Annotated in this window: 25 protein-coding genes; 17 read left to right on the forward strand and 8 right to left on the reverse strand. The window is 60.8% G+C overall.

Features of this window, described 5'->3' with window-relative positions; genetic code table 11:
* The first annotated feature begins 18 nt into the window (after positions 1 to 18).
* The 10 genes from ACZ41T_RS00640 to dsrE2 all read left to right on the forward strand — a co-directional run bounded on the left by ACZ41T_RS00640 (position 19) and on the right by dsrE2 (position 9,682).
* Positions 19 to 2,418, forward strand: coding sequence for a heavy metal translocating P-type ATPase (locus ACZ41T_RS00640; RefSeq protein ID WP_464922610.1), 2,400 nt, complete (start codon positions 19 to 21; stop codon positions 2,416 to 2,418).
* 243 nt (positions 2,419 to 2,661) lie between these two features.
* The gene (locus ACZ41T_RS00645) at positions 2,662 to 3,150 is read left to right on the forward strand and encodes a universal stress protein (RefSeq protein ID WP_464922611.1); all 489 of its coding nucleotides are present in this window, start codon (positions 2,662 to 2,664) and stop codon (positions 3,148 to 3,150) included.
* 233 nt (positions 3,151 to 3,383) lie between these two features.
* The gene (hflX, locus tag ACZ41T_RS00650) at positions 3,384 to 4,787 is read left to right on the forward strand and encodes a GTPase HflX (protein WP_464922612.1); all 1,404 of its coding nucleotides are present in this window, start codon (positions 3,384 to 3,386) and stop codon (positions 4,785 to 4,787) included.
* Positions 4,788 to 5,111: 324 nt separating this feature from the next.
* Positions 5,112 to 6,662, forward strand: a complete 1,551-nt coding sequence (locus ACZ41T_RS00655; RefSeq protein WP_464921023.1) for a transposase — start codon at positions 5,112 to 5,114, stop codon at positions 6,660 to 6,662.
* 95 nt (positions 6,663 to 6,757) lie between these two features.
* Positions 6,758 to 6,994, forward strand: a complete 237-nt coding sequence (locus ACZ41T_RS00660) for a hypothetical protein (RefSeq protein WP_464922613.1) — start codon at positions 6,758 to 6,760, stop codon at positions 6,992 to 6,994.
* A gap of 12 nt (positions 6,995 to 7,006) precedes the next feature.
* A complete protein-coding gene (locus tag ACZ41T_RS00665; RefSeq protein WP_464922614.1) occupies positions 7,007 to 7,459 on the forward strand; it encodes a DUF302 domain-containing protein in 453 nt (150 codons plus the stop codon).
* A gap of 155 nt (positions 7,460 to 7,614) precedes the next feature.
* A complete protein-coding gene (locus ACZ41T_RS00670; protein ID WP_464922615.1) occupies positions 7,615 to 8,208 on the forward strand; it encodes a TetR/AcrR family transcriptional regulator in 594 nt (197 codons plus the stop codon).
* A gap of 61 nt (positions 8,209 to 8,269) precedes the next feature.
* Positions 8,270 to 8,839, forward strand: coding sequence for a carboxymuconolactone decarboxylase family protein (locus tag ACZ41T_RS00675; RefSeq protein ID WP_464922616.1), 570 nt, complete (start codon positions 8,270 to 8,272; stop codon positions 8,837 to 8,839).
* Positions 8,840 to 8,913: 74 nt separating this feature from the next.
* Positions 8,914 to 9,141: a sulfurtransferase TusA family protein gene (locus ACZ41T_RS00680; protein WP_464922617.1), complete on the forward strand. Its 228-nt coding sequence runs from the start codon at positions 8,914 to 8,916 to the stop codon at positions 9,139 to 9,141.
* Between the two features lie 31 nt (positions 9,142 to 9,172).
* Complete coding sequence (gene dsrE2 / locus ACZ41T_RS00685) at positions 9,173 to 9,682, forward strand: sulfur carrier protein DsrE2 (protein ID WP_464922618.1); 510 nt, start codon at positions 9,173 to 9,175, stop codon at positions 9,680 to 9,682.
* Positions 9,683 to 9,970: 288 nt separating this feature from the next.
* Here dsrE2 and ACZ41T_RS00690 read toward each other — a convergent pair whose 3' ends face one another.
* The 6 genes from ACZ41T_RS00690 to ACZ41T_RS00715 form a co-directional block, all read right to left on the reverse strand.
* On the reverse strand, positions 9,971 to 10,306 hold the full coding sequence (locus tag ACZ41T_RS00690; RefSeq protein ID WP_026177641.1) for a helix-turn-helix domain-containing protein: 336 nt from the start codon (positions 10,304 to 10,306) through the stop codon (positions 9,971 to 9,973).
* Positions 10,287 to 10,664, reverse strand: a complete 378-nt coding sequence (locus tag ACZ41T_RS00695; RefSeq protein WP_464922619.1) for a type II toxin-antitoxin system RelE/ParE family toxin — start codon at positions 10,662 to 10,664, stop codon at positions 10,287 to 10,289. Before ACZ41T_RS00695 ends, ACZ41T_RS00690 begins: the two co-directional genes overlap by 20 nt.
* 97 nt (positions 10,665 to 10,761) lie before the next feature.
* Positions 10,762 to 11,451 carry an IncC plasmid conjugative DNA transfer DtrJ family protein gene (locus ACZ41T_RS00700; RefSeq protein WP_464922620.1) on the reverse strand — a complete coding sequence of 230 codons (690 nt, stop codon included), beginning with the start codon at positions 11,449 to 11,451 and terminating at the stop codon, positions 10,762 to 10,764.
* A gap of 25 nt (positions 11,452 to 11,476) precedes the next feature.
* Positions 11,477 to 13,537, reverse strand: coding sequence for a type IV conjugative transfer system coupling protein TraD (gene traD, locus ACZ41T_RS00705; protein ID WP_464922621.1), 2,061 nt, complete (start codon positions 13,535 to 13,537; stop codon positions 11,477 to 11,479).
* Between the two features lies 1 nt (position 13,538).
* Positions 13,539 to 15,641: a MobH family relaxase gene (gene mobH / locus ACZ41T_RS00710; RefSeq protein ID WP_464922622.1), complete on the reverse strand. Its 2,103-nt coding sequence runs from the start codon at positions 15,639 to 15,641 to the stop codon at positions 13,539 to 13,541.
* A complete protein-coding gene (locus ACZ41T_RS00715; RefSeq protein ID WP_464922623.1) occupies positions 15,611 to 16,045 on the reverse strand; it encodes a hypothetical protein in 435 nt (144 codons plus the stop codon). Before ACZ41T_RS00715 ends, mobH begins: the two co-directional genes overlap by 31 nt.
* A gap of 671 nt (positions 16,046 to 16,716) precedes the next feature.
* Between ACZ41T_RS00715 and ACZ41T_RS00720 the strand changes: the two genes are divergently transcribed.
* The 6 genes from ACZ41T_RS00720 (at position 16,717) to ACZ41T_RS00745 (ending at position 22,870) form a co-directional block, all read left to right on the forward strand.
* Positions 16,717 to 17,016 (forward strand): hypothetical protein, encoded by a 300-nt coding sequence (locus ACZ41T_RS00720; RefSeq protein WP_464922624.1) that lies wholly within the window; start codon positions 16,717 to 16,719, stop codon positions 17,014 to 17,016.
* On the forward strand, positions 17,013 to 18,386 hold the full coding sequence (locus ACZ41T_RS00725; protein ID WP_464921300.1) for an IS1182 family transposase: 1,374 nt from the start codon (positions 17,013 to 17,015) through the stop codon (positions 18,384 to 18,386). The genes ACZ41T_RS00720 and ACZ41T_RS00725 overlap by 4 nt, the downstream gene beginning before the upstream one ends.
* A 369-nt stretch (positions 18,387 to 18,755) precedes the next feature.
* Positions 18,756 to 19,172: a PepSY domain-containing protein gene (locus ACZ41T_RS00730; RefSeq protein WP_464922625.1), complete on the forward strand. Its 417-nt coding sequence runs from the start codon at positions 18,756 to 18,758 to the stop codon at positions 19,170 to 19,172.
* A gap of 20 nt (positions 19,173 to 19,192) precedes the next feature.
* Entirely contained in the window at positions 19,193 to 19,669 is a 477-nt protein-coding gene (locus tag ACZ41T_RS00735) for a DUF2271 domain-containing protein (protein ID WP_464922626.1), read from the forward strand.
* Positions 19,670 to 19,680: 11 nt separating this feature from the next.
* Positions 19,681 to 21,888, forward strand: a complete 2,208-nt coding sequence (locus ACZ41T_RS00740) for a PepSY domain-containing protein (protein ID WP_464922627.1) — start codon at positions 19,681 to 19,683, stop codon at positions 21,886 to 21,888.
* On the forward strand, positions 21,869 to 22,870 hold the full coding sequence (locus ACZ41T_RS00745) for an FAD:protein FMN transferase (RefSeq protein WP_464922628.1): 1,002 nt from the start codon (positions 21,869 to 21,871) through the stop codon (positions 22,868 to 22,870). The genes ACZ41T_RS00740 and ACZ41T_RS00745 overlap by 20 nt, the downstream gene beginning before the upstream one ends.
* A gap of 421 nt (positions 22,871 to 23,291) precedes the next feature.
* Here the strand turns inward: ACZ41T_RS00745 and ACZ41T_RS00750 are convergent, their stop codons facing one another.
* Positions 23,292 to 23,777, reverse strand: a complete 486-nt coding sequence (locus ACZ41T_RS00750) for a MarR family winged helix-turn-helix transcriptional regulator (RefSeq protein WP_464922629.1) — start codon at positions 23,775 to 23,777, stop codon at positions 23,292 to 23,294.
* A gap of 71 nt (positions 23,778 to 23,848) precedes the next feature.
* On the opposite strand from ACZ41T_RS00750, the gene ACZ41T_RS00755 reads away from it, so the two are divergent.
* A complete protein-coding gene (locus ACZ41T_RS00755; RefSeq protein WP_464922630.1) occupies positions 23,849 to 24,409 on the forward strand; it encodes a Yip1 family protein in 561 nt (186 codons plus the stop codon).
* Between the two features lie 433 nt (positions 24,410 to 24,842).
* Here the strand turns inward: ACZ41T_RS00755 and ACZ41T_RS00760 are convergent, their stop codons facing one another.
* Positions 24,843 to 25,187 carry a P-II family nitrogen regulator gene (locus ACZ41T_RS00760; RefSeq protein ID WP_464922631.1) on the reverse strand — a complete coding sequence of 115 codons (345 nt, stop codon included), beginning with the start codon at positions 25,185 to 25,187 and terminating at the stop codon, positions 24,843 to 24,845.
* Positions 25,188 to 25,231 lie beyond the last annotated feature (44 nt).

The following is a 25,231-nucleotide window of genomic DNA, read 5'->3' on the forward strand; positions in this document are numbered from 1 at the left end:
AGATCGGGAAGATGCGCCATGGCCATTGATCCCGTCTGCGGCATGAAGGTGGCCGAGGATGCGCCCCTGCAGCACCGTTTCGAGGACGTCACCTATCGGTTCTGCAGCGAGCATTGCCTGCACATGTTCCGCGACCACCCGCATCGGTATCTGAAGCCGGACTCGGCAGCGCCCCCCGCACCGGCCCTGGCTGCCAAGGGGATCTACACCTGCCCCATGCATCCGGAAATCCGACAGCAGGGACCGGGCGCCTGCCCCAAATGCGGCATGGCGCTGGAGCCGGTCAACCCGCCCGCAGCGGTGCCGAAAACCGAATACACCTGCCCGATGCACCCGGAAGTGGTGCAGGATCACCCCGGCGCCTGTCCCAAGTGCGGCATGGCGCTGGAGCCCCGCACCGTCGCGGCGGAAGAGGACAATGCCGAGTTAGACGACATGAGCCGGCGCTTCCGGGTCAGCGTCGTGCTCGCCCTCCCGATCCTGTTTAGCGCCATGGGCGCCGAGTTCTGGCCCGAAGCCGTCGGTGAAATCATTGCGCCGCGGTCGCGGCAATGGCTCGAACTTCTGCTGGCTACCCCGGTTGTGCTGTGGGGCGGTTGGCCTTTCTTTGTAAGGGGTTGGCGTTCGTTGCTCACGCGCAATCTCAACATGTTCACCCTCATCGCGCTTGGCGTGGGGGTGGCCTGGGGCTACAGTATGGTCGCCGTTTTGGCGCCTGGAATCTTTCCGCGCCCAGTGTTCCACATGGGCGTGGTGCCGGTCTATTTCGAGGCCGCGGCGGTGATCACCGCACTGGTGCTGCTGGGACAGGTGCTGGAGCTGCGCGCCCGCAGCCAGACCAACGCCGCCATCAAGCTGCTGCTGGGCCTGGCGCCGAAGACGGCGCGCATCGTGCGCGACGACGACAGTGAAGCGGACATCCCGCTGGAGCAGGTTCAGCCCGGCGACCGCCTGCGCGTCCGCCCCGGCGAGAAGGTCCCGGTGGACGGCACGGTCACCGACGGCGTCAGCTATGTCGACGAATCCATGGTCACCGGCGAACCGGTACCGGTGGAAAAGCGCGCCGGCACCAAGCTCATCGGCGCCACGGTGAACGGCACCGGCAGCCTGCTGATGACGGCGGAGAAGGTCGGTAGCGAAACCCTGCTGGCGCAGATCGTCCAGATGGTGGCAGAGGCGCAGCGCTCGCGCGCCCCGATCCAGAAGCTGGCGGACGTGGTCGCGGGCTATTTCGTCCCGGCGGTGGTGCTCATCGCCGTGGCGACGTTCGTGGTGTGGTACCTGCTGGGGCCGGAGCCGCGACTGGCGCATGCGGTAATCAATGCCGTCGCGGTGCTGATCATCGCCTGTCCCTGCGCCCTCGGGCTCGCCACGCCGGTTTCGATCATGGTGGGCACTGGACGTGGCGCCATGATGGGGGTGCTGTTCAGGAACGCCGAGGCGCTGGAGGTGATGCGCAAGGTGGACACCCTGGTGGTGGACAAGACCGGCACTCTCACCGAAGGACATCCAGAGCTGGTGAGCGTCACCCCGGCCGTGGGCTTCGATGAAACAGAGATCGTGCGACTCGCCGCCGGCATCGAGCAGGCCAGCGAGCATCCCCTGGCTGCTGCCATCGTTCGCGGCGCGAAAAAACGCGCGGTCGAACGGGTATCTGTGGCGGATTTCCAGTCGATCACCGGCAAAGGCGTCACCGGCACGGTGGGCGGGCGCCGGATCGCCCTCGGCAATCTCGCGTTGCTGCAGGACCTCGGCATCGACGCGGGCGAGCTGCCGGCGCAGGCTGATGCCCTGCGCGGCGAGGGCCAGACGGTGATGTTCCTCGGCGTCGACGGCCGCGCCGCCGGCCTCATCGGCGTGGCCGACCCGATCAAGCCGACCACGCTGGAGGCGATCCGTGCGCTGCATGAAGAGGGCATCCGCATCGTCATGCTCACCGGCGACAGCCGCGTGACCGCCGAGGCGGTGGCCGCCAGACTGGGCATCGATCAGGTGCAGGCGGAAGTCCTGCCAGACCAGAAAGCCAGTGTAGTCAAACAGCTGCAGGCCGAAGGCCGTATCGTCGCCATGGCGGGCGACGGTATCAACGATGCCCCCGCCCTGGCCCAGGCCCAGGTCGGAATCGCCATGGGCACCGGCACCGACATCGCCATGGAAAGCGCCGGCGTGACCCTGGTCAAGGGCGACCTGCGCGGCATCGTGCGCGCCCGCAAGCTCTCGCAAGCCACCCTGCGTAACATCCGGCAAAACCTGTTCTTCGCCTTCATCTACAACTCGCTCGGGATTCCGCTCGCCGCCGGGGTGCTGTATCCATTCTTCGGCCTGCTGCTCTCGCCCATGATCGCCGCGGCGGCCATGAGCTTCAGTTCGGTGTCGGTGATCACCAATGCGCTGCGCCTGCGGCACATCAGCCTCTGAGTCCCCTTAAATATTATTAAGTATCAACAAGAAACGAACTCTTGTTGATACTCTACCCGAATTCCATGTCGGGCCGATTTTCGGCAGGTTCAGGCCACAGGGGGAGGCAAGGATGGACCCGCCCGCTTCGGAAATCTGAGTCACCGAAATGCGGCGCCCGCCCCGGCAGGCGGCCGCGTTTCATACCGAGGGCTGTAATCGTGCCTATATTTCAGGGGAACGCGCGATTGCCGCAAACGCGGCATGGTCGCCAACCCATCTCAAGGAGGCAACATGTTCAAGCGAATTCTGGTAGCGGTGGACGCCAGTCAAACCGGCGAACTGGCGCTGCAGACGGCAATCGGGCTTGCCGCGGAAATGCAGGCCCGGCTGCGGATCGTGCACGCGGTCGATATGACGAACGTCAACATGATCCCTGAGTTTCCCACGCAGCCCGAGACGTCCAAGGTGGCTGAAGAAATCCTCAAGGATGGGCAGGAAATTCTGCGCGGCGCGGAAGCGACCGCTGCGGCCGCAGGGCTTGCGGTCGAAACGAATCTCGTCAGGATCGACACCCAGAATCAGCACAACATTTCCGAGACCATCGCCAACGATGCGGAAGCCTGGCCGGCCGACCTCATCGTGATCGGCACGCACGGCCGGCGCGGGCTGCGCCGCCTGTTCCTCGGCAGTGTTGCCGAGGGCGTCGCGCGCGTGGCGACCACACCTGTCCTGCTGATTCGCGAAAAATGAGCGCAGCGATTTGGTGGCGGTTTTTTTGACAAAGCCACGGCAGGAACCAGAAAAAAGTAGACAGCTGTATGGCGTGGAGCAGGCGGTTTGAAGTTGCGGAGGCGGCGTCCTTGTCGTGAGTGCCGGTGCCGCGTCACCCCAGCATTCGGCCCGAGGCCGGTGCACACTCGATACCGGCGGCGATTGCATTGGCGGATAATCCGGCCTCGCCCACTCAACAGAAGCAAAGCCGAATGCAAAGAGACGCCAAAGAAAAACCCCAGTATGCCGTCGTGGCGGCGGTGCAGTTGCCGGGCGTGAGCGACGTCGAGTTCGAGGCGTCGCTCGCCGAGCTGCGCGAGCTCGCAAAGACGCTGGGGTTCACCGTCACCCGCACTTTCACGCAAAAACGCTCCGGCTTCGACGCGACGGCGTATCTGGGCGTCGGCAAGCGGCAGGAGATACGCCACTTCGTTCACGGCGGGAGCGGCGACGAGATCGAGCCCGAGCGCGCGCCACAGAACCCTTTGTATCGATTGCCGCTTGCCGAGACGGCGAATGATGAGGCCATGGTCTCGCCCGACCCGATCGACATCGTCTTCGTCGACCACGAGATTTCGCCATCGCAGGCACGCCACCTCGAAAACGAGGTCGGCTGCCAGGTGATGGATCGCACCATGGTCATCCTCGAAATCTTCCACCGCAACGCACGCTCTCCCGCTGCGCGCGCGCAGGTGGAGATCGCGCGCCTGGCCTACCTGGCGCCGCGCCTGCGCGAGGCGGCGAAACTCGCGGGGCCGCAGGGGCGGCAGCGCAGCGGCGTCGGCGGACGCGGCGCCGGCGAATCGCACACCGAACTCGACAAGCGCAAGATCCGCGACCGCATCGCCGAACTGCAGAAGGAGATTGCTGCGATGGACGTCGAGCGCAAGACGCAACGCGCACGGCGGCAAGCGCACCAGGGACTCGCCAGCGTGGCGCTGGTCGGCTACACCAACGCGGGCAAATCCACCCTGATGCGCGCACTCACGGGAAGCGCGGTGCTGGTCGCCAACAAACTGTTCGCGACGCTCGACACCACCGTGCGCAGCCTGCATCCCGAGAGCATCCCACGCGTACTGGTCAGTGACACGGTCGGCTTCATCAAGAATCTGCCCCACGGGCTGGTCGCGTCGTTCAAATCAACGCTGGAAGAGGCGCTTGATGCGTCGCTGCTGCTCCATGTCATCGATGCCAGCGATCCCGGCTTCGAGCGGCAGATCGAAACCACCGAAGAAGTCCTGAAGGAGATCGGTGCGCAGGACGTGCCGCGTTTGCGCGTTTTCAACAAGATCGACCACACCGGTGACGCCGCGGTGCAGGTCGAACGCGAAGCCGCGTTGCGCGCCGGCTATCCCGATTGCATCGTGATGAGCGCGCGCCGCCCCGCTGACGTTGCGAAACTGCACCGGGCGATCGTTGCATTTTTCCAGCAGAATCTCGTCGAGGCCGAGCTTTTTCTGCCCTGGTCGGCGCAGCAGCTGCGCGGGGAAATATTCGCGCGCTGCGAGGTGCTGGAGGAGCGCGCCGACGAAGAGGGTGCGTTCTTCCACGTCCGCAGCGAGCAGGGGGCTCTGGACAGCCTGCGCGAGCAATTCGACCAGAACGACCGGCCATGAACCGCCGCTGGGAAAGCCGCCAAACCAAATTTTGGGGGCATCGAGTTCCTGTCCACAACAGACTTAAGCCAAGGAGGCGACATTACAACGTCATGCTCGTGATGCTGGCGGTGCACAGGCCTGGCCGGCTCTTTGTGGACGGATGGTTTGCACACCACTGCAAGGCGTGTCCCTCATGAGCCCGAGTGGCAAGTTCGCGCTCATTCTCATGCCGGAATAACGAGGCTGTATAAAAAGCCCCTAAAAATAATCATTCCCGCATCTTGCCCCAGCCTCCCGCCTGCATCAACATCGCTGCATTGATTTTGTGATGGCACAGACCGCATGGCGCGCTACAAGCATATCGACACCAGCCCCCGTTTCCTTGCCGTCGACCTGCAACGGCAACTGCTTCCCGGTACTTTCGAGCACGCGCTCAATCACCTCATCGACCACGAGCTGGACCTGTCCAGCTTCGATGCCCGCTTCAACAACGACGCGACCGGTGCGGCGGCTTATCCGCCTGCCATGCTGCTCAAGGTCGTGCTGTTTGCCTACAGCCAGGGCATTATTTCCAGTCGCAACATTGAAGCAGTCTGCCGTGACCACGTCACCTTCATCGCCCTGTCAGGCGACACCCAGCCCCACTTCACCACGATTGCCGGATTTGTCTCGAAGCTTGCCGACGACATCGCCCGCGTCTTCACCCAAATCCTCTACCTGTGCGACCGGCAGGGTTTGATCGGACGCGAGATGTTTGCCATCGACGGCGTCAAGCTGCCCAGCAACGCCAGCAAACAGAAGAGCGGCACCCGTGCCGACTTCGAGCACCAGGCCACCAAGCTCGAAGCCGCTGCCCGCGTCATGCTCGAACGGCATCGGGAAGAGGACAGCAAACCGGTCGAGGCCGACCTCAGACAGAAAGAAGTCCAGCGCATCAGCCGCCTGCAAACCGATGCCGCCCAACTGCGTCAATGGCTCACCGCTCATCCCGATGATCGCAAGGGCAGCAAAGGCACGATACGGAAGAGCAACCGCACCGACAACGAATCCGCCAAGATGGCGACCAGCAAAGGCGTCATCCAGGGTTATACGGGTGTGGCCGCCGTCGATGCCCGTCACCAGATCATCGTGGACGCGCAGGCCCACGGTACCGGCAGCGAACAGGAACTGCTGGTACCGGTGGTCAAAGCCATCCAGGTCGCATTGAATGATGCTCCACTCATCACCCCGGCCAGCCTCATCACAGCGGACGCGGGTTACCACTCAGAAGCCAACCTTAAGCAACTTACTGAACTGGAAGTGGACGCCTTGATTGCCGACAACGGTATGCGGCAACGCGATCCACGCTTCAAGGATCAGGACAAACACAAGCAGGCCCCCGATCCTCTGCACGACAAATCCGGCCAGAAGAAAGAGAAGAAGCCGACTGCTGTTTATCGCCCCGCAGACTTTCGCTATGACATGGACGCGCAGACCTGCGTTTGCCCTGCGGGCAAGACACTCTACGGCAACGGCAGCCATTGCATCATCAATGGTTTCGTTGCCGTCAAATTTCAGGGCGCGCAGCAGGACTGCGTACCGTGCGCACAACGGGATAAGTGTCTACGCACGCCGACCAGGACCAAGACCCGGCAAGTGAGTTTCTTTCAGGGCAAGGCTGACGGCACGGAGTCCTTCACCGACAAGATGAAAGTCCGTATCGATTGCCCGGAAGGACAGGCGCGATACGGACGACGCTTCGCCACGGTGGAACCGGTGTTCGGCAACTTGCGGCACAACAAACAGCTCAACCGCTTCACCTTGCGGGGGCAGAAGAAAGTGGATGCGCAGTGGAAGCTCTACTGCCTGGTGCACAACATCGAGAAGCTGGCGCATCACGGGTATGCGCAGTAGGGACGGGGCGGGCAGCCCGCACTACGTCAATCAGATGCTGCCATGACTGATCGGAACATCCCACCGAATCGGTTCGGTAAGTTGCAAATCATGAATTGAAAACGGCGTGGAAATTCCACGCCGTTTTTTACGTCGCCAATTTGGCTGAAAAGGGGTTTTTCTACAGCGTCAACGCATGGGGGAGGGTGGTTTTTACCTGCTTTCATGATGCTTATACTAAAGTCCAAGTGGATGGCTTGCCGCCGCAAAAAAGGCTCAGAGGCATGCCGGAAAATGCCGATGGCTTGGCTGACGGGGTCGGCTTGCCGGATCGACAAACCAGATTGTCATAACAGGAGAAACTTATGACACGCCTTGCCATAACGACACTGATGCTTGCCTTGCTGGTTCCGCCTGCCTACGCCATGGACGGAATGATTGCCGTGCCGAGCATGCACACCGCCAAATCCTCGATGGACAGGCTGGAGGCGATCGCCAAGGCGCGCGATCTGAAAGTTTTTGCGCGTATCGATCACGCAGCGGGTGCGCGAAGTATCGGCCAGGCGTTGCGGCCAACCGAACTGCTTATTTTCGGGCATCCCAAAGGCGGCACCCCCTTGCTGCAATGCAGCCAAAGCTACGGCATCGAACTGCCAATGAGGGTGCTGGCCTGGGAAGACATCCAAGGCAAACGCTGGCTTGGCTACAAGGATCCGGCCGCTTATGCAATGAAGCCGGCGGATCCCGATTGTGAAGCGGCGCTCAAGCGCCTGAGCGGCACACTGGACACCCTGGTCAGGGAAGCCGCGAGCCCATAGTGGGCGCTGCGGTAGAGGCCTGCCTGGCAGCAAAGGGTCAGGATGCGCGGCGCGTCGTATTCGAACAGGCCTTTGGACAGGGTTCATGCTTGTCCAGGTGAGGGATCGTGGCCTTGCGTTTGACATTGTGAACCAACTGGTCCATAAATAGGATCATGAAGCCATCACTCGGTCGACCGCTTGAATTCGATCCTGACGCCGCACTCGATGCAGCGATGCAGGTTTTCTGGCGCAAGGGTTATGAAAACACCTCGATGCAGGATCTGCTCGACACCATGCAGATCTCCAAAAGCAGCCTGTACCAGGCGTTTGGCGGCAAGCAGGCCCTGTTCGAGCGCAGCATGGCGCGTTACGGCGACGAGATGATCGGGGCCTTGCGCGCTGCACTGCAGGCCTCGCCCAGCGGCTTGGGTTTTATCCGGCAGTTTCTGGAAAGCGTGCTGGATGAGGCGCGCGGGGTGAGCGAGGCGCGCGGATGCCTGGTCCTGAATACGGCCAATGAATTCGCCCGCCGCAATCCGCGCATCGCCGAGGCGGTGTCGCAGGGCCTGGACCGCTTTCACGGCGTGTTGCTGGCTGCGGTTGAACGCGCCCAGCAAGAGAGCGAGATCCCGCCGGGGCGCAATGCGGCCATGCTGGCCAGTTATCTGGTCAGCAGCATGAGCGGTCTGAAGACCATGAGCAAAGCCGGGGCAGGGGAGGACACCTTGCGCGGCATCATCGAGCTGACCTTGAAGGCATTGCAGTAAGGATTCGTACTTTTTTTGCAACCAATAATGGACCGAACGGTCCACTAATTAAGGAATCGCCATGCAAGCGGAATACAAGCTCACCCTCCCACCCCTCACCGAAGCCAATGCCGACACCCTCGCCGCCGGGCGGATGCGCGCTGCGCAGGCCGGCTTCGGCTTCGTGCCCAGCATGTATGGCGTGATGGCCAACTCGCCCGGCCTGCTCGATACCTATGTACACGGTTACGAGCGATTTCGGACCTTGTCCGGCTTCACCCCGGCCGAGCAGGAGGTGGTGCTGCTGGCGGTCAGCCGCGAAAACGGCTGCACCTACTGCGTCGCCGCGCACAGTTTCATCGCCGACAAGATGTCCGGGGTTCCTGCAGCCGTCACCGACGCCATTCGCGATGGCCGGCCGATCCCGGATGCCAGGCTGGCCGCCCTGCATGATTTCACCCGCACCATGGTGGTAAAGCGCGGACTGCCCGACAAGGCGGACGTGAGCGCCTTTCTCGCCGCGGGTTACAGCGAACGCCAAATCCTGGAAGTCGTGCTGGCGATTGCAGTGAAAACCCTGAGCAATTACGCCAACCACATGTTTCACACCCCGGTCGACGACATGTTCGCCGGCCGCGCATGGACGGACTGACCGCTGGCCTGTGACGAACGCGCAATTCACGGCTGGGCGCGTAAGAAAATCAGCCGATTTTTTAGGAGAACAGCATGAACTTCGACAAAGAACTCGACGCGCGCGGCCTCAACTGTCCGCTGCCCATCCTGCGCACCAAAAAATCGCTGGGCGAACTGCAAAGCGGCCAGATATTGAAGGTGAGCTCAACCGACCCGGGCTCGGTAAAGGACATGCAGGCCTTTGCCAAGCAGACCGGCAACGAACTCCTGTCCACCGCCGAAAGCGGCGGTGAGTTCATCTTCCTGATGCGCAAGCACTGAGCCGTTTTCAACCAGAAAAAGGAGAAATCTCATGGAAACCAAAAAAATGGCGCTCATCGCCACCAAGGGCACGCTGGACTGGGCCTATCCGCCCTTCATCCTGGCGTCCACCGCAGCCGCACTGGGCTACGAGGTGCAGATATTCTTCACCTTCTATGGCCTGCAACTGCTGAAAAGAAACTTGTCAGGACTCAAGGTCAGCCCGCTCGGCAACCCCGGCATGCCCATGAAAATGCCGTTCGGCCCCAAATGGTTCAAAGAAATCAGCTGGAACATCCCGAATGTGGTGCAGTCCTTGGTGCCGGGGTACGAAAACCTCGCTACCTCGTTGATGAAGCAGACGATCAGCAACACCGGCGTTGCTTCGATTCCGGACTTGCGAGAACTCTGCCAGGAAGCCGACGTCAAGATGATTGCCTGCCAGATGACCGTCGAATTATTCGGCTTTGAGCAGTCCGACTTCATCGACAACATCGAATACGGCGGCGCAGCGACCTTCTTTGAATTCGCGGGCGAAACGGATATTTGCCTGTTTATCTGAGTCCAGCCCGCGAGGGCAGAGATCATCAGCCAGGCCTGAGTTCATCTGACCCAGCGCGTGCTAGATTTAACATAATATACATTATGTGCATATTATCGGGTCTTGATAAAGCCCCAAAGGGGCGTTCGCGCTGCTCAAGTAGACTCGTCTGGCCACATCCCTGACCCTACTAGGCCTCCATCAAACCTAAATTCTTTCAATTTGTCAATATCTCCGCGTACATACGAACTCGAAATCAAATCGTTCGGCAAGCTCCACAGGCTTTACTGGAGATCGCCAGTACAGCGGTCAAGCGACAGCAAGCACCAAATGTCCAAGGGGTTCAGCGGCAGGCTTCACCTTGATTTCAATGTCATAGCCCAACCGATTCAAGCAGTCCATTAACTTGCGTTCGGACAGATTTGAAAAGTCGCCACGCAGCATGCCGGACACTTTCGGCTGTGTGATGCCCATGCGACGAGCCGCCTCATCTTGTGTGAGCCCGAGTTTGTGCACAGCTTTGGTGATCTCAATCACCAAACCGGATTTGATTTTGAGTTTGTCGGCGTTGGGTAGACCTAGATCGGCAAAGACATTCCCCGAGCCCATTTCGACCTCAATTCCATCAATGATTCGTTTTGCCATTTCGTAACTCCTTCGCAAGCACCTCGGCTACCTTTAGCCTGGCGCGGATGATGTCCATGTCCTCTTTCGGTGTGGCGATCCCGCTCTTGCTCTTCTTCTGGAAGCAATGCAGGACAAACACTGCCTCCTCGAACTTCACGGTATAGACAGCGCGGTACGTGCCGCCGATGTCGTTTTCGACCACTTCCAGGACGCCGGCCCCGCCGAATCCCTTCATCACCTTCGCCGCGTCGTGCTGGTCACCGCGCTGCGCGAAGTCAAGGGCGTGACCGAAGAATTTCCGCACATCGGCAGGAAGGGCCATCAAGTCTTTTTTGCACCCCCCGACCCAGACGAGCGATTTGTCTTGTGCTGCCATGGACGCATTATACCTGTAATGGAATAAAAGGTAAGCGCCCATCTGGCGCCACCCAAACCGTCTCGCACAGGTGGCGGGTTTGGGAGCCGGTTTTCACCTAAAAATACTTCTTGTAAAACTGCCACTGAACCCGTGTAGCCACAGTAAAAACCAGCGCCAGCGGTGCAATGACCCAGAACGGACTCATTGCGACCGGCAGGCAGAGATACAGCGTGACCCCGGATGCAAAAAACATCAGCTTCGCGAGGCGTCCAATTTTGTGAAGGTCCGCCGATTCGCGTCCTGCGCACGCGCGGCGGATATAACGCTCGGTCAGGCCGTCTACACCAGCCAAGACATACAACAGGAAAAACAAAGGGATCGCAGCCAGCACGAAGCCAATCCTGATCCCGTACACCTGAATCACGTTCATAGCCAGGTAGATTTCCCGCGCATTGCGCGCAACGAACTGGCTGAGGTACATCCGGTCAACCTCGTTGACCGGATACCCGTAGAAATAGGCATAGGTGGCTTCATGGAGTGATGTCGCCTTGAAAAAAAGCCAGTAAGTCCACTGTTGGGTCTGCTCGGTAAGTGTGGAAAGGCCGGCGGCGTGGCTTCCTGGCCGTACAAGCTCTTTGACGCGTGCGGTTTCCGACTGGAACAAAGCGTCGGCAGCTTGCACAGGATCCAGCCATTGATATTTGGCAAACAGGAAAGCCGCGGTGAGGGCGATCAGCCCAAGCATGACATATAGCAAGAGCGCCCCAAAAAGCCATTTCAATGGCCACAGAAAGGCGACTGCCACATTGCTGTCATAGAGACCGGAATTCCTAGAAGCCACTGCCCTTCCCTTCAACGACCAGATTTTCCGTCTCGGTGCCGTGCGTGTCGTATTTCTGACGCATGCTCGCGGCAATATCTTCCAACGATGCAGGAATGGGGTGCGCTTCGTCGGGGTCGAACAGAGGAAGTCTGATTTTGTAGAGCTGGCCGCCTTCGATAAGCGCAAAAGCCTGCCCCTTGGGCAACTGCACCAGATCAGCAGGCGACAACATGGGGGCTTCCTGGGTGCTGATCCGATCTTCGTTCCGTGTGGTGAAAGACAACACCTCACGATCATCTGAACTGTCCGTGGCAGCACTGGCCTGAATCGAGGTGACCAGTTGCACATCAGGGAGCTGGTCGGTGAGAATTTCGGCGGTTTCCTTGTTCTTGACCCTTAGCATGACCAGGGTATTGAGGTTGCCGCCAATCTGGGATGCCTTCGCCTTGTTACCAATGCGGGCCTCCACGTCGGCCCAGGTCTGGGTATAGACCGCAACTTGGAATCCCGCACCACCGGCCTTGTTCAGCAGCGGGATGAATTCGTCGCCGATCAACTCGTTGAACTCGTCTGCATGGATGGACAGTTTGCGCTTGGGGATGGCCGTGGACAGCCCGTAGCCTTGCTCGAACTTGTAGGTCTGGCCGGCGATCGAGGTTAGGTCGGCGAACATGGCGTTGCCCACTGCGCCAGCCACTTCGTAATCAGAGAGCGAATCGAGCCCGACGTAGACCACCGCGCCGCGTTCGATGACGCTCATCCAGTCGAAGATCGGCCTTGGATCAGTCGGGTCGTCGTACTGAGGAGACAGTATCTGCGCGGTTTTGCCGGTGGTAAGTTTTTCCAGCAAGGGATAGAGACTGGACACCAGTTTCTCGAAATAGCTGCGGTCGTTCGACAGGATGGATGCCAGGCCGTCCGCTATCGGATCATGCAGATTATTCTCGCGGACGAACAGCAGGATTTTCATGGCATCCATCGTCCGCCCCGATTTCATTGCCTGCTGAATCTGGGTCTTATCCATCTCGATGGCATCAACCGCCTCATTCCAGCCGGGCTGTTCCCGGTCAAGCCAGAAGCGTAAGTATTCCAGCGCCAAGGCATCGATATTGACCGCATCCTCATAAATCATGCGGTAATCCGGACGGTAACCGAGGGTGGTGCGCGCGCGTGCGATCACGTTCACGAAGCGCCAGACAAATTCCTTGAACGCGGCAGACTGTCCTTCGCACGGGAGCTGGCCAGCGATACGGGTGCTGACCTCGGTGGTTCGGGCAAAATTTCCAATCGGGTTATAACGTGCAGACTGGTCGGGGTAGCCCAAGTGAAACATGAAGAACTCGCGCCCGGCCATGGCCGCCTCGATGTAGCAGCGGGTCATCAGACCGGCATCGCCCTTGGGGTCGAATACGATCACCACGTCGCCTCGCCGAATGTCCTGTGTGATGAGCACCTCGGCGAGGCGTGATTTGCCGACCCGTGTGGTGCCCAGCACAACCATGTGACCGGGCCGCTCGACCAGATCCATGCTGATTTCCGTTTCGTCCGGCTCCAGGCCGTGAATGATCGGATCGCCGCCGACAGGCGGCAATGGCGTAACCGGATTCCACCAGGCTTCCTTCCTGGTCTGTCGCGCCATCCAGCCCGAGGCGCCGCCGCGCCCTTCGTGGCGGAATTCGAAGCGACGCGCCCAGGTATACAGGCCGGATTGAGTGATGTAGCGACGGTTCTTGGGATCACGCGCCAGCGCCAGGCGCTGGGTATGGCGTTGATCCCACTTGAACCCAAGGCCGAGGAAAAGGCGGCTTTTCGATACGGGAATTTCGCTGGTAGGAATGACGTACTTAGGCAGCCTAGTAAGGTTGCGCTGAAATCGGGATACCCGAATACCCTGTCTCAGTCGCACGCCGGCATGCAGGACCATGCCGGCAGCGGCTGTCACGATCAGCTCCTTTGGCAGGAAAAACCACTCGTGCGCGCTCATCAGGAGAATGGCACCGGACAATGAGGCAAAGACCGGCACGTATTCGACCGCGGGCCTGAATAGATTTTCGATGGGATAGCTCATGTCAGACGTGTTCGATGGGTTTGTCGAACCTGACAATGCAGGGATTATTAGGCGGAAGTGGATTCACGAATCGAACAGGATCCAGTATGACCACGCCAGAGATCAGTTTCTTGCCCTCGCCATCGGCGCCGATCACCATGTAACGCTGGATGTTGCTCTTCTTCTCTCCGGTAACCAGATTCCAGCCAGCATTGGTAACTTGGCGCTGGATGCCGGTCCCCAGCTTGCTCCCCGCTCGATCCGATGGCGTGCCATCGCCCTCCTCCCCGAACAGTTCGGCGAACTTGCGAAAGATCACCGGGGAAACCAGCATCATTCCTTCGTCAACGAAGTGAATCATGGCGTCCGCGCGGTTGTATGGCATGCTGCCTTCCGAGAGCCCTTCCTGAACCCAGCGCATGAACCGCATGGCTGCACCAGAGGGTTCCTTCTTTTTCGAGCCAGGCTTGGGCCTGGCCGCTGTCTGCCCTGCAGGTGCAACCGGCTTCAATGCTGCTGCAGTAGGAGGCTTGGGTTTTGGTGAATGTTTGATCGCGGCGTCATCTTCATCGAGAAAGCCTGCGTCCTCAGCCGCGCCCCCAGGTTCAGATAGAGCGGCCGCTCTGGGCTGTGCCGGCGGGCGAATGGGAGGGAGAGCCGTGCTGGCTCGCTTCGGCTGGTCTTCGGAGTTCGGTGAGGGGGTAGTATCTGGCTGCGGTATGACGAGCGACAGCTGGTTGGCCGGATCCTCTAATGGGTTGGTGGCTGGCTCAACGCCAGAATCACTCATGGAACCAATAGTTAGCTCGGGTTCCGAATCGAGCGGTTGGATATATGAGGCATCCTGTTTTCCGGCAATGATCTTGCCTCTCATGATTTCCGGGTAAAGAACCGGGGACTGGAACAGTTTGTCGAGCGAGAAGCACAGCACGGTCAGCTTTTGTTCCCACCCTTCATCGAGACTGACCATGACCTGCCACACAGCACGGTTCTCACTGGTGGGGATCAAGGCGCCGTACTCTTGCCAGGTATCGAAAAGGCGATCGTTCTTATCCTTGCCAGGTATGCCCTCCCCGCTTTCGCGTTCAGTCAGGAACTGGCGTACCTCGTCGGCCAGCCGCTTGGACACGAACCAGATTTTTCCATCGTAAACCCAGCCATGGGAGCCCGCCCTATTCAGGCTCAGTCGCCCTTCTTCCAGCATCAGGCGCAAGGCTTGCATCAGGCGTTCGATTAGTGGCACCGACCGGGCGGAAGCAAAGCGGGTGCGCGGTCCCTGCATCAGGTTGTTCTTGACCGACTCGGAGTCGGCGCGTGTGACGATTTCTCGCAGCACCCCCTTGTCTTGGTCGTCCCCCGAAAGGTAGCTCGTCAAATCGCCCATGAGCTGTACGTCATCGGCAAGCCAAGCGAGAACATGGGAAGGAACGAGCCGCTGGAACAGCACGATGGGCAGTTTCTTGTGCAGGTCGTAATCCCGCGTGATCTCGAAATTCAACGTGTAATGCGTCAACCCCTGATCCAGCATCGAGCCCGCAAGAGGCTGCCACTTGCCACAGGGTTTTCTCGATCGGAGAACTTGGACGTTGATATCGGCCATAGGCCTTCCAATGTCATGCAGTAACGCGGCAAGGAACACCGCGTAAGTCCAGCGGTGCTTGCGAGCCGGGATTTCCTCGGGGGCTGCTCCGACCGGAAGCAGATAGCCCTGCCGGAAGCGTAGCGCGTGTGCTGCCGACTCCATCATATGGGTCATGAGGCCACCGGGCTGCGCGTGATGGTGCGATTCCGAGGCTGGTAGCAGTTGAGTCCATTCCGCAGCCCGCTCGATGACGGGCATGCAGTCTTGGTTGAACAGGGTGTAGTCGAAGCCCATGCGGTCACGACATCCGTCGACCAGGGCTTGAAGGTTGAGTTGATCCAGGACGGCTTTGCCAGGGAGAACCTTAATATGGTTGGCTGCCCTTGAATCGCTACCGGATGGAGTTGAATGGTCGGACGCCGCGTGGTCGGTGTGGCGGGCAATCCGCCAAACGACCCATACGCCGCCTACTCCCAAGGCTCCAGCGGCAATGAGCAGCCAATCACCGGACATCAGCGGTGTGGGAGCTGTTCGATGAGCCATGAGGCAATTACGGGTGAAGACGGGAAAGTCCCTTCCCATTTCCAGCAATTGGGCGATAAGTCCCCGCCGATGAAATCACTGAGGGATAGTGAGAGCGGATCCCAGCGCTCCGCGGTTTCGGGATGGCGGACACGCCAAGTAAGGAATTCAAGATGAGATAGCGCGTGGGCTACTTCGTCGTCTGTAGTCCCATGCTCCAGTTCGGAGATGCAATGAAGCACCTCATGGGCTGGGGATTCCTCTTCGTCTTCAAAATAGCATCGATCGATCCCGTCATAACGGGCAAGCCATGCAAACACAACGACCGTCCAGTGGGACAGTTCGATTTGTTCGAATCGTGCCGCAATGTGTGCGAAGAGCGTGACAGGATGATCCTGATTGTTGGGTTCTTCTATGGAAGACACGGGCACTCTTTGCACGAGTAGTGAAATGCCCGTGATGCTATGGACTCGGCCTTGGCTATGCAGCAGTTAATTCAAACAAAGTTTTTTTGATTGATTGCTGAAGTGTTTTTTGTTTTGTGGTAAGCCTTCTTAAGGCGGAGGCGCTTGAAATGTAGAAGACATGGCCTTACAGCATGTGTCGAATTTTGTAGTGTTTTATGGTCTCAAATCGACCCGGGCCGTTCGGCCTTCGGTGCCATCAAGGTCAGTAATTTGTGGTGGAGCCGCCGTTCGCCAGTTTGCCGTGGACTTCTGCTCCTCGGCCGAAGCAGTCGCTGGAGATTTGGGCCGACTATTTCCGCTATGGGCTTCTGACCGGTCATTCGCAAATCAGTAACGCCGAGTGTCCACTTCAGATTTCCGCGAATGCGTACTTCCGACCCGAAGCGGCTGGTCACGGCGTACTCATCGACCGTCCGTTGATGTAATGAAACCAGCCATCTGACAATCCGCGCCACTTAACTCCACTTCCGGCGACTGCTAAAAATGGGGGATTACCACTTGACCTACGGCTTCTGGAAGAACCTTATCGCCCCATGAAACCCCAGAAGTGCGTTAAGACTGTATTAAGTTTTGAAGTTCAGAGTACATGAACAGTCAGCGTCGACTGGACTCGATCGAAAGGAAGAATCATGAAGCCAAGCATTATTGCCGTGGTGCTGAGCGTCGCAGCAACCATGATGAGCATGCCTTCGCATGCAGACGATCCTCGCAAGGATGCAGGAGACAGTCATCGGATCAATTCAGGCATGCAAGCTGTCTCCAATGACTCAACGATCGGGCAGCCGGGCTATGGCTGGCACTACTTTGTCGATGCACGCAAAGGCAGGGCAGTCGCGATCAGCCCTAGCAGCCTGTCGGACTTGAACCCCCAATTCGTCTTCCAATCCGCGATAATCCCGCTATCGAATCCGAGCCCCTCCATCGCATGAGCCGCTTCCGCCCGATCGACCGCAAGACTGCCTACCTGCTGCCGCCCTCGGTCGAAGACTGGCTTCCCCAAGACCACCTGGCGCGTTTCATCGTCGAAGCCATCGAACAACTCGACCTCACCGAACTGACCCGCGTCTATGCCGGGCGCGGCAGCGCCGCCTACCACCCTGAAGTCCTGCTCAGCCTGCTGGTTTACGGCTACGCCACCGCCACCTTCTCCAGCCGCCGCATCGAACGCGCCACCTACGATTCCGTCGCCTTCCGCTACCTCGCCGCAGGCAGCCACCCCGATCACGACACGCTCGCCAGCTTCCGCCGCCGCTTTCTTGAAGAACTCGCCGGCGTGTTCCTGCAAGTGCTCGAACTGGCGAGCGAGATGAAGCTCCTGAAGCTGGGGACAGTCAGCCTCGACGGCACCAAGGTTCACGCCAACGCCTCCCGCCACAGTGCGCTCTCGCACGGCCACATCGTCAAGCTCGAAACCCAACTCAAGGCCGAAGTACAAGACCTGCTGGCGACAGCCGAAGCCGCTGACCAGGCCGACATCCCGGATGGCGTGAATCTGCCCGCAGAAATCAAACGCCGTGAAGACCGGCTGGCCGTCATGGCCGCCGCCAAAGCCAAGATCGAAGCGCGTGCCCGAGCCCGCTTCGAAGCGGAACAAGCGGCTTATGAAACGAAGCTCGCCCAGCGAGCCGCACGCGCAGCGGAATCAGGCAAGAAGCCCAGCGGCAAGCCGCCCCAGCCGCCGACGCCGGAACCCCGTCCGGAAGACCAGATCAATCTCACCGACGAGGAATCCCGCATCATGAAGATTGCCGGCGGCGGCTTTGAGCAGTGCTACAACGCTCAGGCGGCGGTCGATGCGCCGACGATGCTGGTAGTGGCGGCATCACTCACGAATGCGGGCAACGACAAACAGCAGGTTCAGCCGATGCTGGACAAGCTCGGTGCGCTACCCGCCAGCCTGGGCACAGTCGATGCCCTGCTGGCTGACACGGGCTATTGCAGCGCGAACAACATCACCGCTTGCGAAGAAGCTGGAGTTGAACCTTACATTGCCGTCGCCCGCGAAGATCACCATCCCGGCTGGCGCGAGCGTTTCACCGAGCCGCCGCAGTTGGAAGCGGACGCCACGCCGATGCAAAAGATGGCGCATAAACTCAAGACCAAACTGGGGCGGATGCTGTATGCGCTGAGGAAGCAGAGCGTGGAACCGGTGTTTGGCATCATCAAATCGGTGATGGGGTTCAGGCAGTTCTTGCTGCGTGGTTTGGAGAAGGCGAAGGGCGAGTGGACGCTGGTATGTCTGGCGTGGAATTTGAAACGCATGGCCGTGTTGCGCCAGAAATCCGTCCCAAGCGCCTGAAAAGAGCAGAAACCCGTTCAAATTTGATACCGATGCGGCGATGAACGACTAAAAATGCCTAAATATTGTGCAAATACCGTCCCGGCGGGGAAATTGCTGCCGTGCGGGGCTCCAAGTCCGACAGGCTGCTAGTGGAGACTATTTCTACGGTCACGGGAAAGCTCCCTCCCTGGTGTTCAAGGCAACCGGCGCCGACTAGCCTTTCCATCGAGAGGACATGCCTTGGCAATCCGGGGCACGCCTCTAATGCCAAAAGTTGACCGCTTGGGGCGGACCTTCTTAATTGTTACCGCTTCTGGCCTATTGTGTGAGTTCGACGTGGTGCCCGTAAGCAGACAGAAGCGCTAACGTACTGAAGAGGAGCTTTCCATGAAACACCAGCACCGCAAATCGTTTGTCATACATCCCTCCCTGCGCCGTGGCTTGCTGGCCCTGTCACTGGGCCTGACCGCCCTGCCCGCATTGGCCGATGACGATTGCGATGCGCCGGTAGAGCGCTGGCAGTCACGCGAGGCTGTGCGGCAGATGGCAGCCCAACAGGGCTGGCAAATCCAGCGGCTGAAAATCGACGACGGCTGCTACGAAATTCGCGGCACAGACTCACAGGGCCGCATCTTCAAGGCCAAAATCGATCCGGAAACCCTGAAGGTATTGAAGATGAAGCAAGGGGACCGCCAGCGTTCCCGAGAGCGCGACCGTGAGCACGCCGCGTCGCAACCAGACGGCGCCGCCGCACCATCGTCCCCATTCACCCCTGGCACCGCACCGCGCGGCCAGATCGATTAATCCCCCACTGGAGTATCACCATGTCCAAACTACTTTTGACCACTTTGGCCGCCGCCTGCGCGCTGGCCATTCCCGCCCTGGCGCACAGCCGCCAGCTCACGCTGACCGCCCAGTTCAAGAATTACGGCGGCGACGGCGCCTACCTGGCCGCGTACCTGACCGACGCCAAGGGCGCCTATGTGCGTACGCTGTGGGTGGCCGGCGGCAAGGCCAAGTACTACAAACACCTGTCGAACTGGAATCGGCTGTCCGCCGGTGACGCCAAGCGTTTGAATGGCGTGACCGGCGCCAGTGTGGGCGCGGGGCGCACGCTCAAGGTCACGGCCGACCTGGCAGATGCACTGATTGACGCAGGCTACGAAATCCGCATCGACGCGGCCGTGGAAGACATGCGCGACAGCCCGTCGGAAGTGCGCGTGCCGCTGTCCACCGGCAACGCCGGCAAGCCGCAGGCCGGCAAGCAGTACATCCAGGCGCTGACCTTCCAACTGCGGTAAAGGACGCGCACATGGGATGGAAGTCAATCCACCGCTGGCTGGGCCTGACGATAGGCACCCTGGCCGTGGTGCTGGGCATTACCGGCGCCATCTTGGCGTTCGATCCGGTGCAACAGGCGTGGCAGGCACCCGCCGCGCCGGACGACCTGTCGGTGGCCACGCTGGTGGAGCGCGTGACACGCACCGTCCCGGGCGCTGAGGAAATCCGCCACCTGCCCTCGGGCGCCATCGTGGTGTTCGGCTTTGTCGGCGACCAGGCGCAGGCGTCCTACGTGGACCCGGCCGATGGTCGCGTGCTGGGCGCTTGGCAGCCTTCGGCGCTGCCGCGCTGGGTGAAGAACCTGCACCGCTCGCTGCTCCTGGGCGACGCCGGGCGTTGGGGTGCGGCGGGCATTGCGCTGGCCATAGGGGTGTTGTGCGTCTCGGCCCTCGTACTGCTGCTGCGCCGCATGGGCGGCTGGCGGCGGCTGGCGGCAAGGGTGCGTGGCTCGCTGGCGCAGCGCATCCACGTGGTCACGGGCCGGGTGGTGCTGGCGGTGCTGTGCCTGACGTCGCTCACGGCGCTGACCATGAGCGCCTCGACCCTGGGACTGGTGGCGCTGGACGCCGGGACCGAGCCCGACGTGGTCTCCGTGGCCACCGGCCAGACGGCTCTGCCCGTGGGGCAGCTTTCCATGCTGCAAAACCTCTCCGTGCAGGACTTGCGCAAGCTGAATTTCCCCTACGCTGCCGATCCTGAAGACACCTGGAAGGTGGCCACCAGTCAGGGCGAAGGCTGGATCGACCGCTACTCAGGGAAAACACTGGCCTGGCAGGACGTCACCCTGGCGCAGCGCATCTACGACTGGGCTCTGGTGCTGCACACGGGTGAAGGAGCTTGGCCCTGGGCCGTGGTGCTCGCGCTCGTGGGCGCCAGCGTGCTGTTGTTCTGGCTGTCGGGCGTCTACATCTGGTGGCAGGCACGCCGCCAGGCGCCGCACATCACGGGCAACAACCCGCTGGCACAGGCCGACGTGCTCATCTTCGTTGCCAGCGAAGGTGGCAGCACGTGGGGCTTTGCCCAAGCGTTGCACGATGCGCTGGGCCACAACGGTCACCGCGTGTACACCGGCGCACTGGAGCTTTTCCAGACCACGGCCGCCACGCGGCAGGTGTTTGTGCTCGCCGCAACCTATGGCGAGGGCCAGGCCCCGGCCCACGCCAGCCACGCCCTGGAGCGCATGGCAAAGCTCAGCACCAACACCGTGCCGGTGACGGTACTGGGCTTTGGCGACCGACAGTTCCCGGCGTTCTGCGCCTTTGCCGAGGCGCTGGAGAAAACCCTGCGTGCACAGGGCTGGCCCGCGCTTCTGCCGCTGGAATGCATCCACCAGCAATCAAGCCAGCAGTTCGCTCGCTGGGGCCAGGCCCTGGCGCAGGCGCTCGGCGAACCCCTGGTGCTGGAGCATGTGCCGCGCATGCCGCCCACCACTGCGCTCACGCTCATGACGCGCCAGGACTACCCGGGGGGCGTCGGCGAGCCCACGGTGATCCTGCGCTTTGCGTGGCCTGCACAAGCTTGGCTGGAACGCCTGCGCGGGCACGGTCTGGCGCACTTTGCGGCGGGCGACCTCGTGGGCATCGTGCCACCGGGCTCGGCCGTGCCGCGCTACTATTCCCTGGCATCGGGCCGGGAGGACGGGTTTTTGGAAATCTGCGTGCGCCAGATGCCCGGCGGCCTGTGCTCAACGCACCTGCATGGCCTGAAGCCGGGCGACCATATCGCCGCCTTCATCCGATCCAACCCCGGCTTTGCGCTGCCGCGCACGCGGCGGCCCGTGTTGCTGATCGGGGCGGGCACGGGGGTGGCGCCCTTGGCAGGCTTCATCCGCCGCAACGACCGGCACACCCCTATGCACCTGTACTTTGGTGGGCGCAACCCTGAGCGGGATTTTTACTTCGGCCCCGAGATCCAGCACTGGCTCGGCGAAGGACGCCTGGCCAGTGTGCAGACGGTGTTCTCGCGCATACCGGAGGGGGGTGGCTATGTGCAGGATGTTTTGCGCCGCGACGCCGAGCGCCTGCGCGACTTGGTGGCCCAAGGCGCCATCGTGCGTGTCTGCGGCAGCCGCGCTATGGCGCGCGACGTGGCCGAGACGTTGGACGCCGTGCTGGCGCCGCTGCAGTTGAGCATATCGCAGCTCAAAGCGAAGGAACGCTATGCCGAAGACGTCTTCTGAACCTGCTGTGGTCTGCAAGCGGACCACCCTGCACGGCCCGACCATGGGCACGCGCTGGTCCGCCAGTGTGGATGCCGACGCCAGCCTGGACTTGGCGGCCCTGCGTCGGGACCTCGCCGCCGCAGTGCAGCAGGTGGACGAGCAGATGTCTCCCTGGAAGCCTGATAGCGACCTCATGCGCCTGAACCGTGCGCGCGTGGACGCCTGGGTCGAACTGCCCACCGAAATGCTGGAGGTGCTGGCCTGCGCGCTCGATATCCACCGCCTCAGTGCCGGCGCATTTGATCCAGGCGTCGGCGCGCTGGTCGATGCCTGGGGCTTTGGTGCGGTGCGCGATGCGCCCGACGCTGGGGCGATCCGCACCGCACGCCAACTCGCGCCGCACCCTACGCACGAGTGCTTGGAGTTCGACCGCCCCGCAGGCCGCGCCCGCAAGCGCGCCCCCTTGCAGCTCGACCTGTGCGGCATTGCCAAGGGCTACGCGGTAGACCGCATGGCCGCCGTGTTGCAGCAGCACGGGGTGCAGCATGCGCTGGTGGCGCTTGATGGTGAGCTGCGCGCAGTGGGCAGCCAGGCCAGCGGTGCGCCCTGGGCCGTGGCGCTGGAGCAACCCGAGGTTGGGCGTCGCGCGGTGCACGGAGTCATCGAACTGCAGGACCTGGCCGTGGCCACATCAGGCGACTACCGGCGCTATCTACAGGTGGGTGATGCGCGCCTCGCACACACCATGGACGCGCGCCGCGCTGCGCCCGTGAACAATGCCGTCGCATCGGTCACGGTGCTGGCGCGCACCTGCATGCACGCGGACGCCTGGGCCACCGCATTGCTGGTGGCCGGCCCTGGAGAAGGCTTGGGCCTGGCACAGCGCATGGGGCTGGAAGCACTGTTTCTGCTGCGCCGTCTCGAAGGGCTGGTGGAAATGGGGCTGGGGCGGTTCGGCGCCTCCACCGTGCCGGGAGGCATTAGAGGCTTCGCTGAATAAGTACCCTCGAAACATTCGGCGTTCCAAACGTTGCTGCCGTTGACTTGACTCCATAGGCCCGGCCGCACATTGAATAGCTGATCACTCTGGCCGCCAGCAAGCACCTGCTCGGCGGCTACCCCCTGGGCCACGTCATCTGGGCTCTGATGAACATCGCCGCGTTCTACATAGCGTTCTTGCGCTTCGGCTTCAGGCACGCAAAGCCCATCCATTGAGCCGTTCGCCACTCCGGCAGCATGCCGGCGTGGCGCCTTGTTCCGCGTTTTTCTCTCTCCCCGTGCAACTGAACAATCAAAGACCTCGGTTCATCAAGATGTCCAATCTGGTTGATCTTTGGGCGAGGACCATGCCACGTCGAGATCACCTATCTTTCCCTACCTTAACAACAAGGAACAGACTGATGTGTCCCCTGTTATTCCCGTCACGGTTTGGACGGTTCGGGGCATTGAGGGGGAGGGGCATCAAAACCGCTTTCCGCGCTGCCTGATTGCGCGCACGACAGCACCTCTAGCAACCTGTGCAGTTCATTCCGGTGCGACTGCGCGACACGTTCAACCAGCGCTTCTCCCGCCGGCAGCAAATGGATTTCCACTACACGCCGGTCGAGGCGTCCGGGCCTGCGCGTGACCCACTGCAACTTCGCGCAGCGATCGATCAGCGAAACTACCCCATGGTGCTTTGCCTGCAGGCGCTCCGCCAACTCACCGATGCTTGCCCAGTCCCGCCCCTGGAATCCTCGCACATGCAGCAGCAGCTGATATTGCAGGGGGGTGAGCCCCTGCCGTCGGCAGATTTCCTCGCTGGCCCGCAGGAAATGCCGCAGGCTATAGCGGAAGTTCGACAGGCGCTCATAATCCGGTTTGCCGAGAGGGGCAGGTGAATTCTTGCTTGACGTCGTAGATTCCATGGCCTAGGTTTATATCACGTTGTGATATGTTTAAGTATGTCCAACTATCCTATCTTCCTTGGAGGCTAATCATGAAACTGAGCACACTTTTCCACTTGCCATTTTCCAACGACCAAGGCTGGCCCGAGATCGAGCGTCTGCATCCACGGCTAGTGAAGTTGTTCGCACTCGTCGCACTCCCCTTGTCGCTGCTGCCGCCGATCATGCTGTACTACGCGGGCAGCGTGCAGCCCGAAATTTTCCCCCCCCAATTGGCCGGCAAGGACTGGGGGGCAATCGCGGTCGTTTTCTTCGTCGCCGAAATGGCCACGCTGGCCTTCATGGGCTGGTTCATCCGCCAAGTGGCGGACGGCAACGGCCTGCGCATTGACTACCACGATGCCTATGTGATCGCTGCGATCGCGCCAATTCCGATGTGGCTGTCCGCGTTAGGGTTGCTCATGCCGAGCTTGGGCTTCAGCGTCGTGCTTGCCCTCGTCGGGCTTGGCCTTTCCTGCAGCCTTGTCTACCACGGTATCGAGGGACTGACACACTCGCGCGAAGATGTTTCGGCGGCGGGGATCGTGCAGACTGTAATCGGGGCCGGGCTCGTTGCGTGGGCGTTACTGCTGATGCTGCTGCTTCTGCTTTAGTTTGCCCGAGGCGCCCGAATTCATTCGGGCGTCAGCTGCAGGGCGCGGATCGCGGCGTCTGCAGCATAAAGCCGGCAACAGAATAAATAACAGGGTGCACAGTTTCCAGATGACTGCTTGGAGGCGTAAGTCGCCTGTGGGATTGTGGAATCCAACGACTTCTACGGGTCAAAAGGGTGAGTAGCGGTTTTCGATATGCGGCCGCTCGGATTCGTCGGCCCAACTTTTCCGCCAGAAGTGAACGAACGGCTGCAATACGAAGTGCTGCTGCCGTTCATGCTCCATATCATCTATGACGCCTTTGGCCGACGTCCTGCCGGTCGTAGCTGGGTAGTCGACCGTCGCATCCTCGGCCTAAGCGGTCTTACGCCCAGCAAGGCAAGTACATCTGCTATGGGCTTGACCGGTCATTCGCGGATCAGTGAAGCCGCGCTTATTCGTGCGTTCCCTGGACAGGGATCGCCTCGACGATGTCTGCCACGTAAATCCACCCCGCCTCGGCTTGGCCGGTGCGGGCGGTGCGCGCGATGATGCCCACCAGTTCGTCCACCTGATGGTCTTCACAGATCAGTTCCAGCTTGGATTCGTAAATGACCTCTTCGGCCAGTTCGATGGAATAGTGCTGCTCCCTCGCGTCCACCGCCTTCAGCAGGCTTTGCACCGGGATGACGGTAAGATTGCGGCAGCCGACGTTCGCGTTGCATTGCCCCGAGTCCTTGAGGGCGCGAATCACGTCGGCGATGCGGTGGTTGTGGATATAGGCCTTGATTTCTTTCATGCGGTTTCTCCTGTCTGGTGATTGTGTGCGGCCTCTTCAGGCCG

Source organism: Thiobacillus thiophilus (assembly GCF_055378705.1).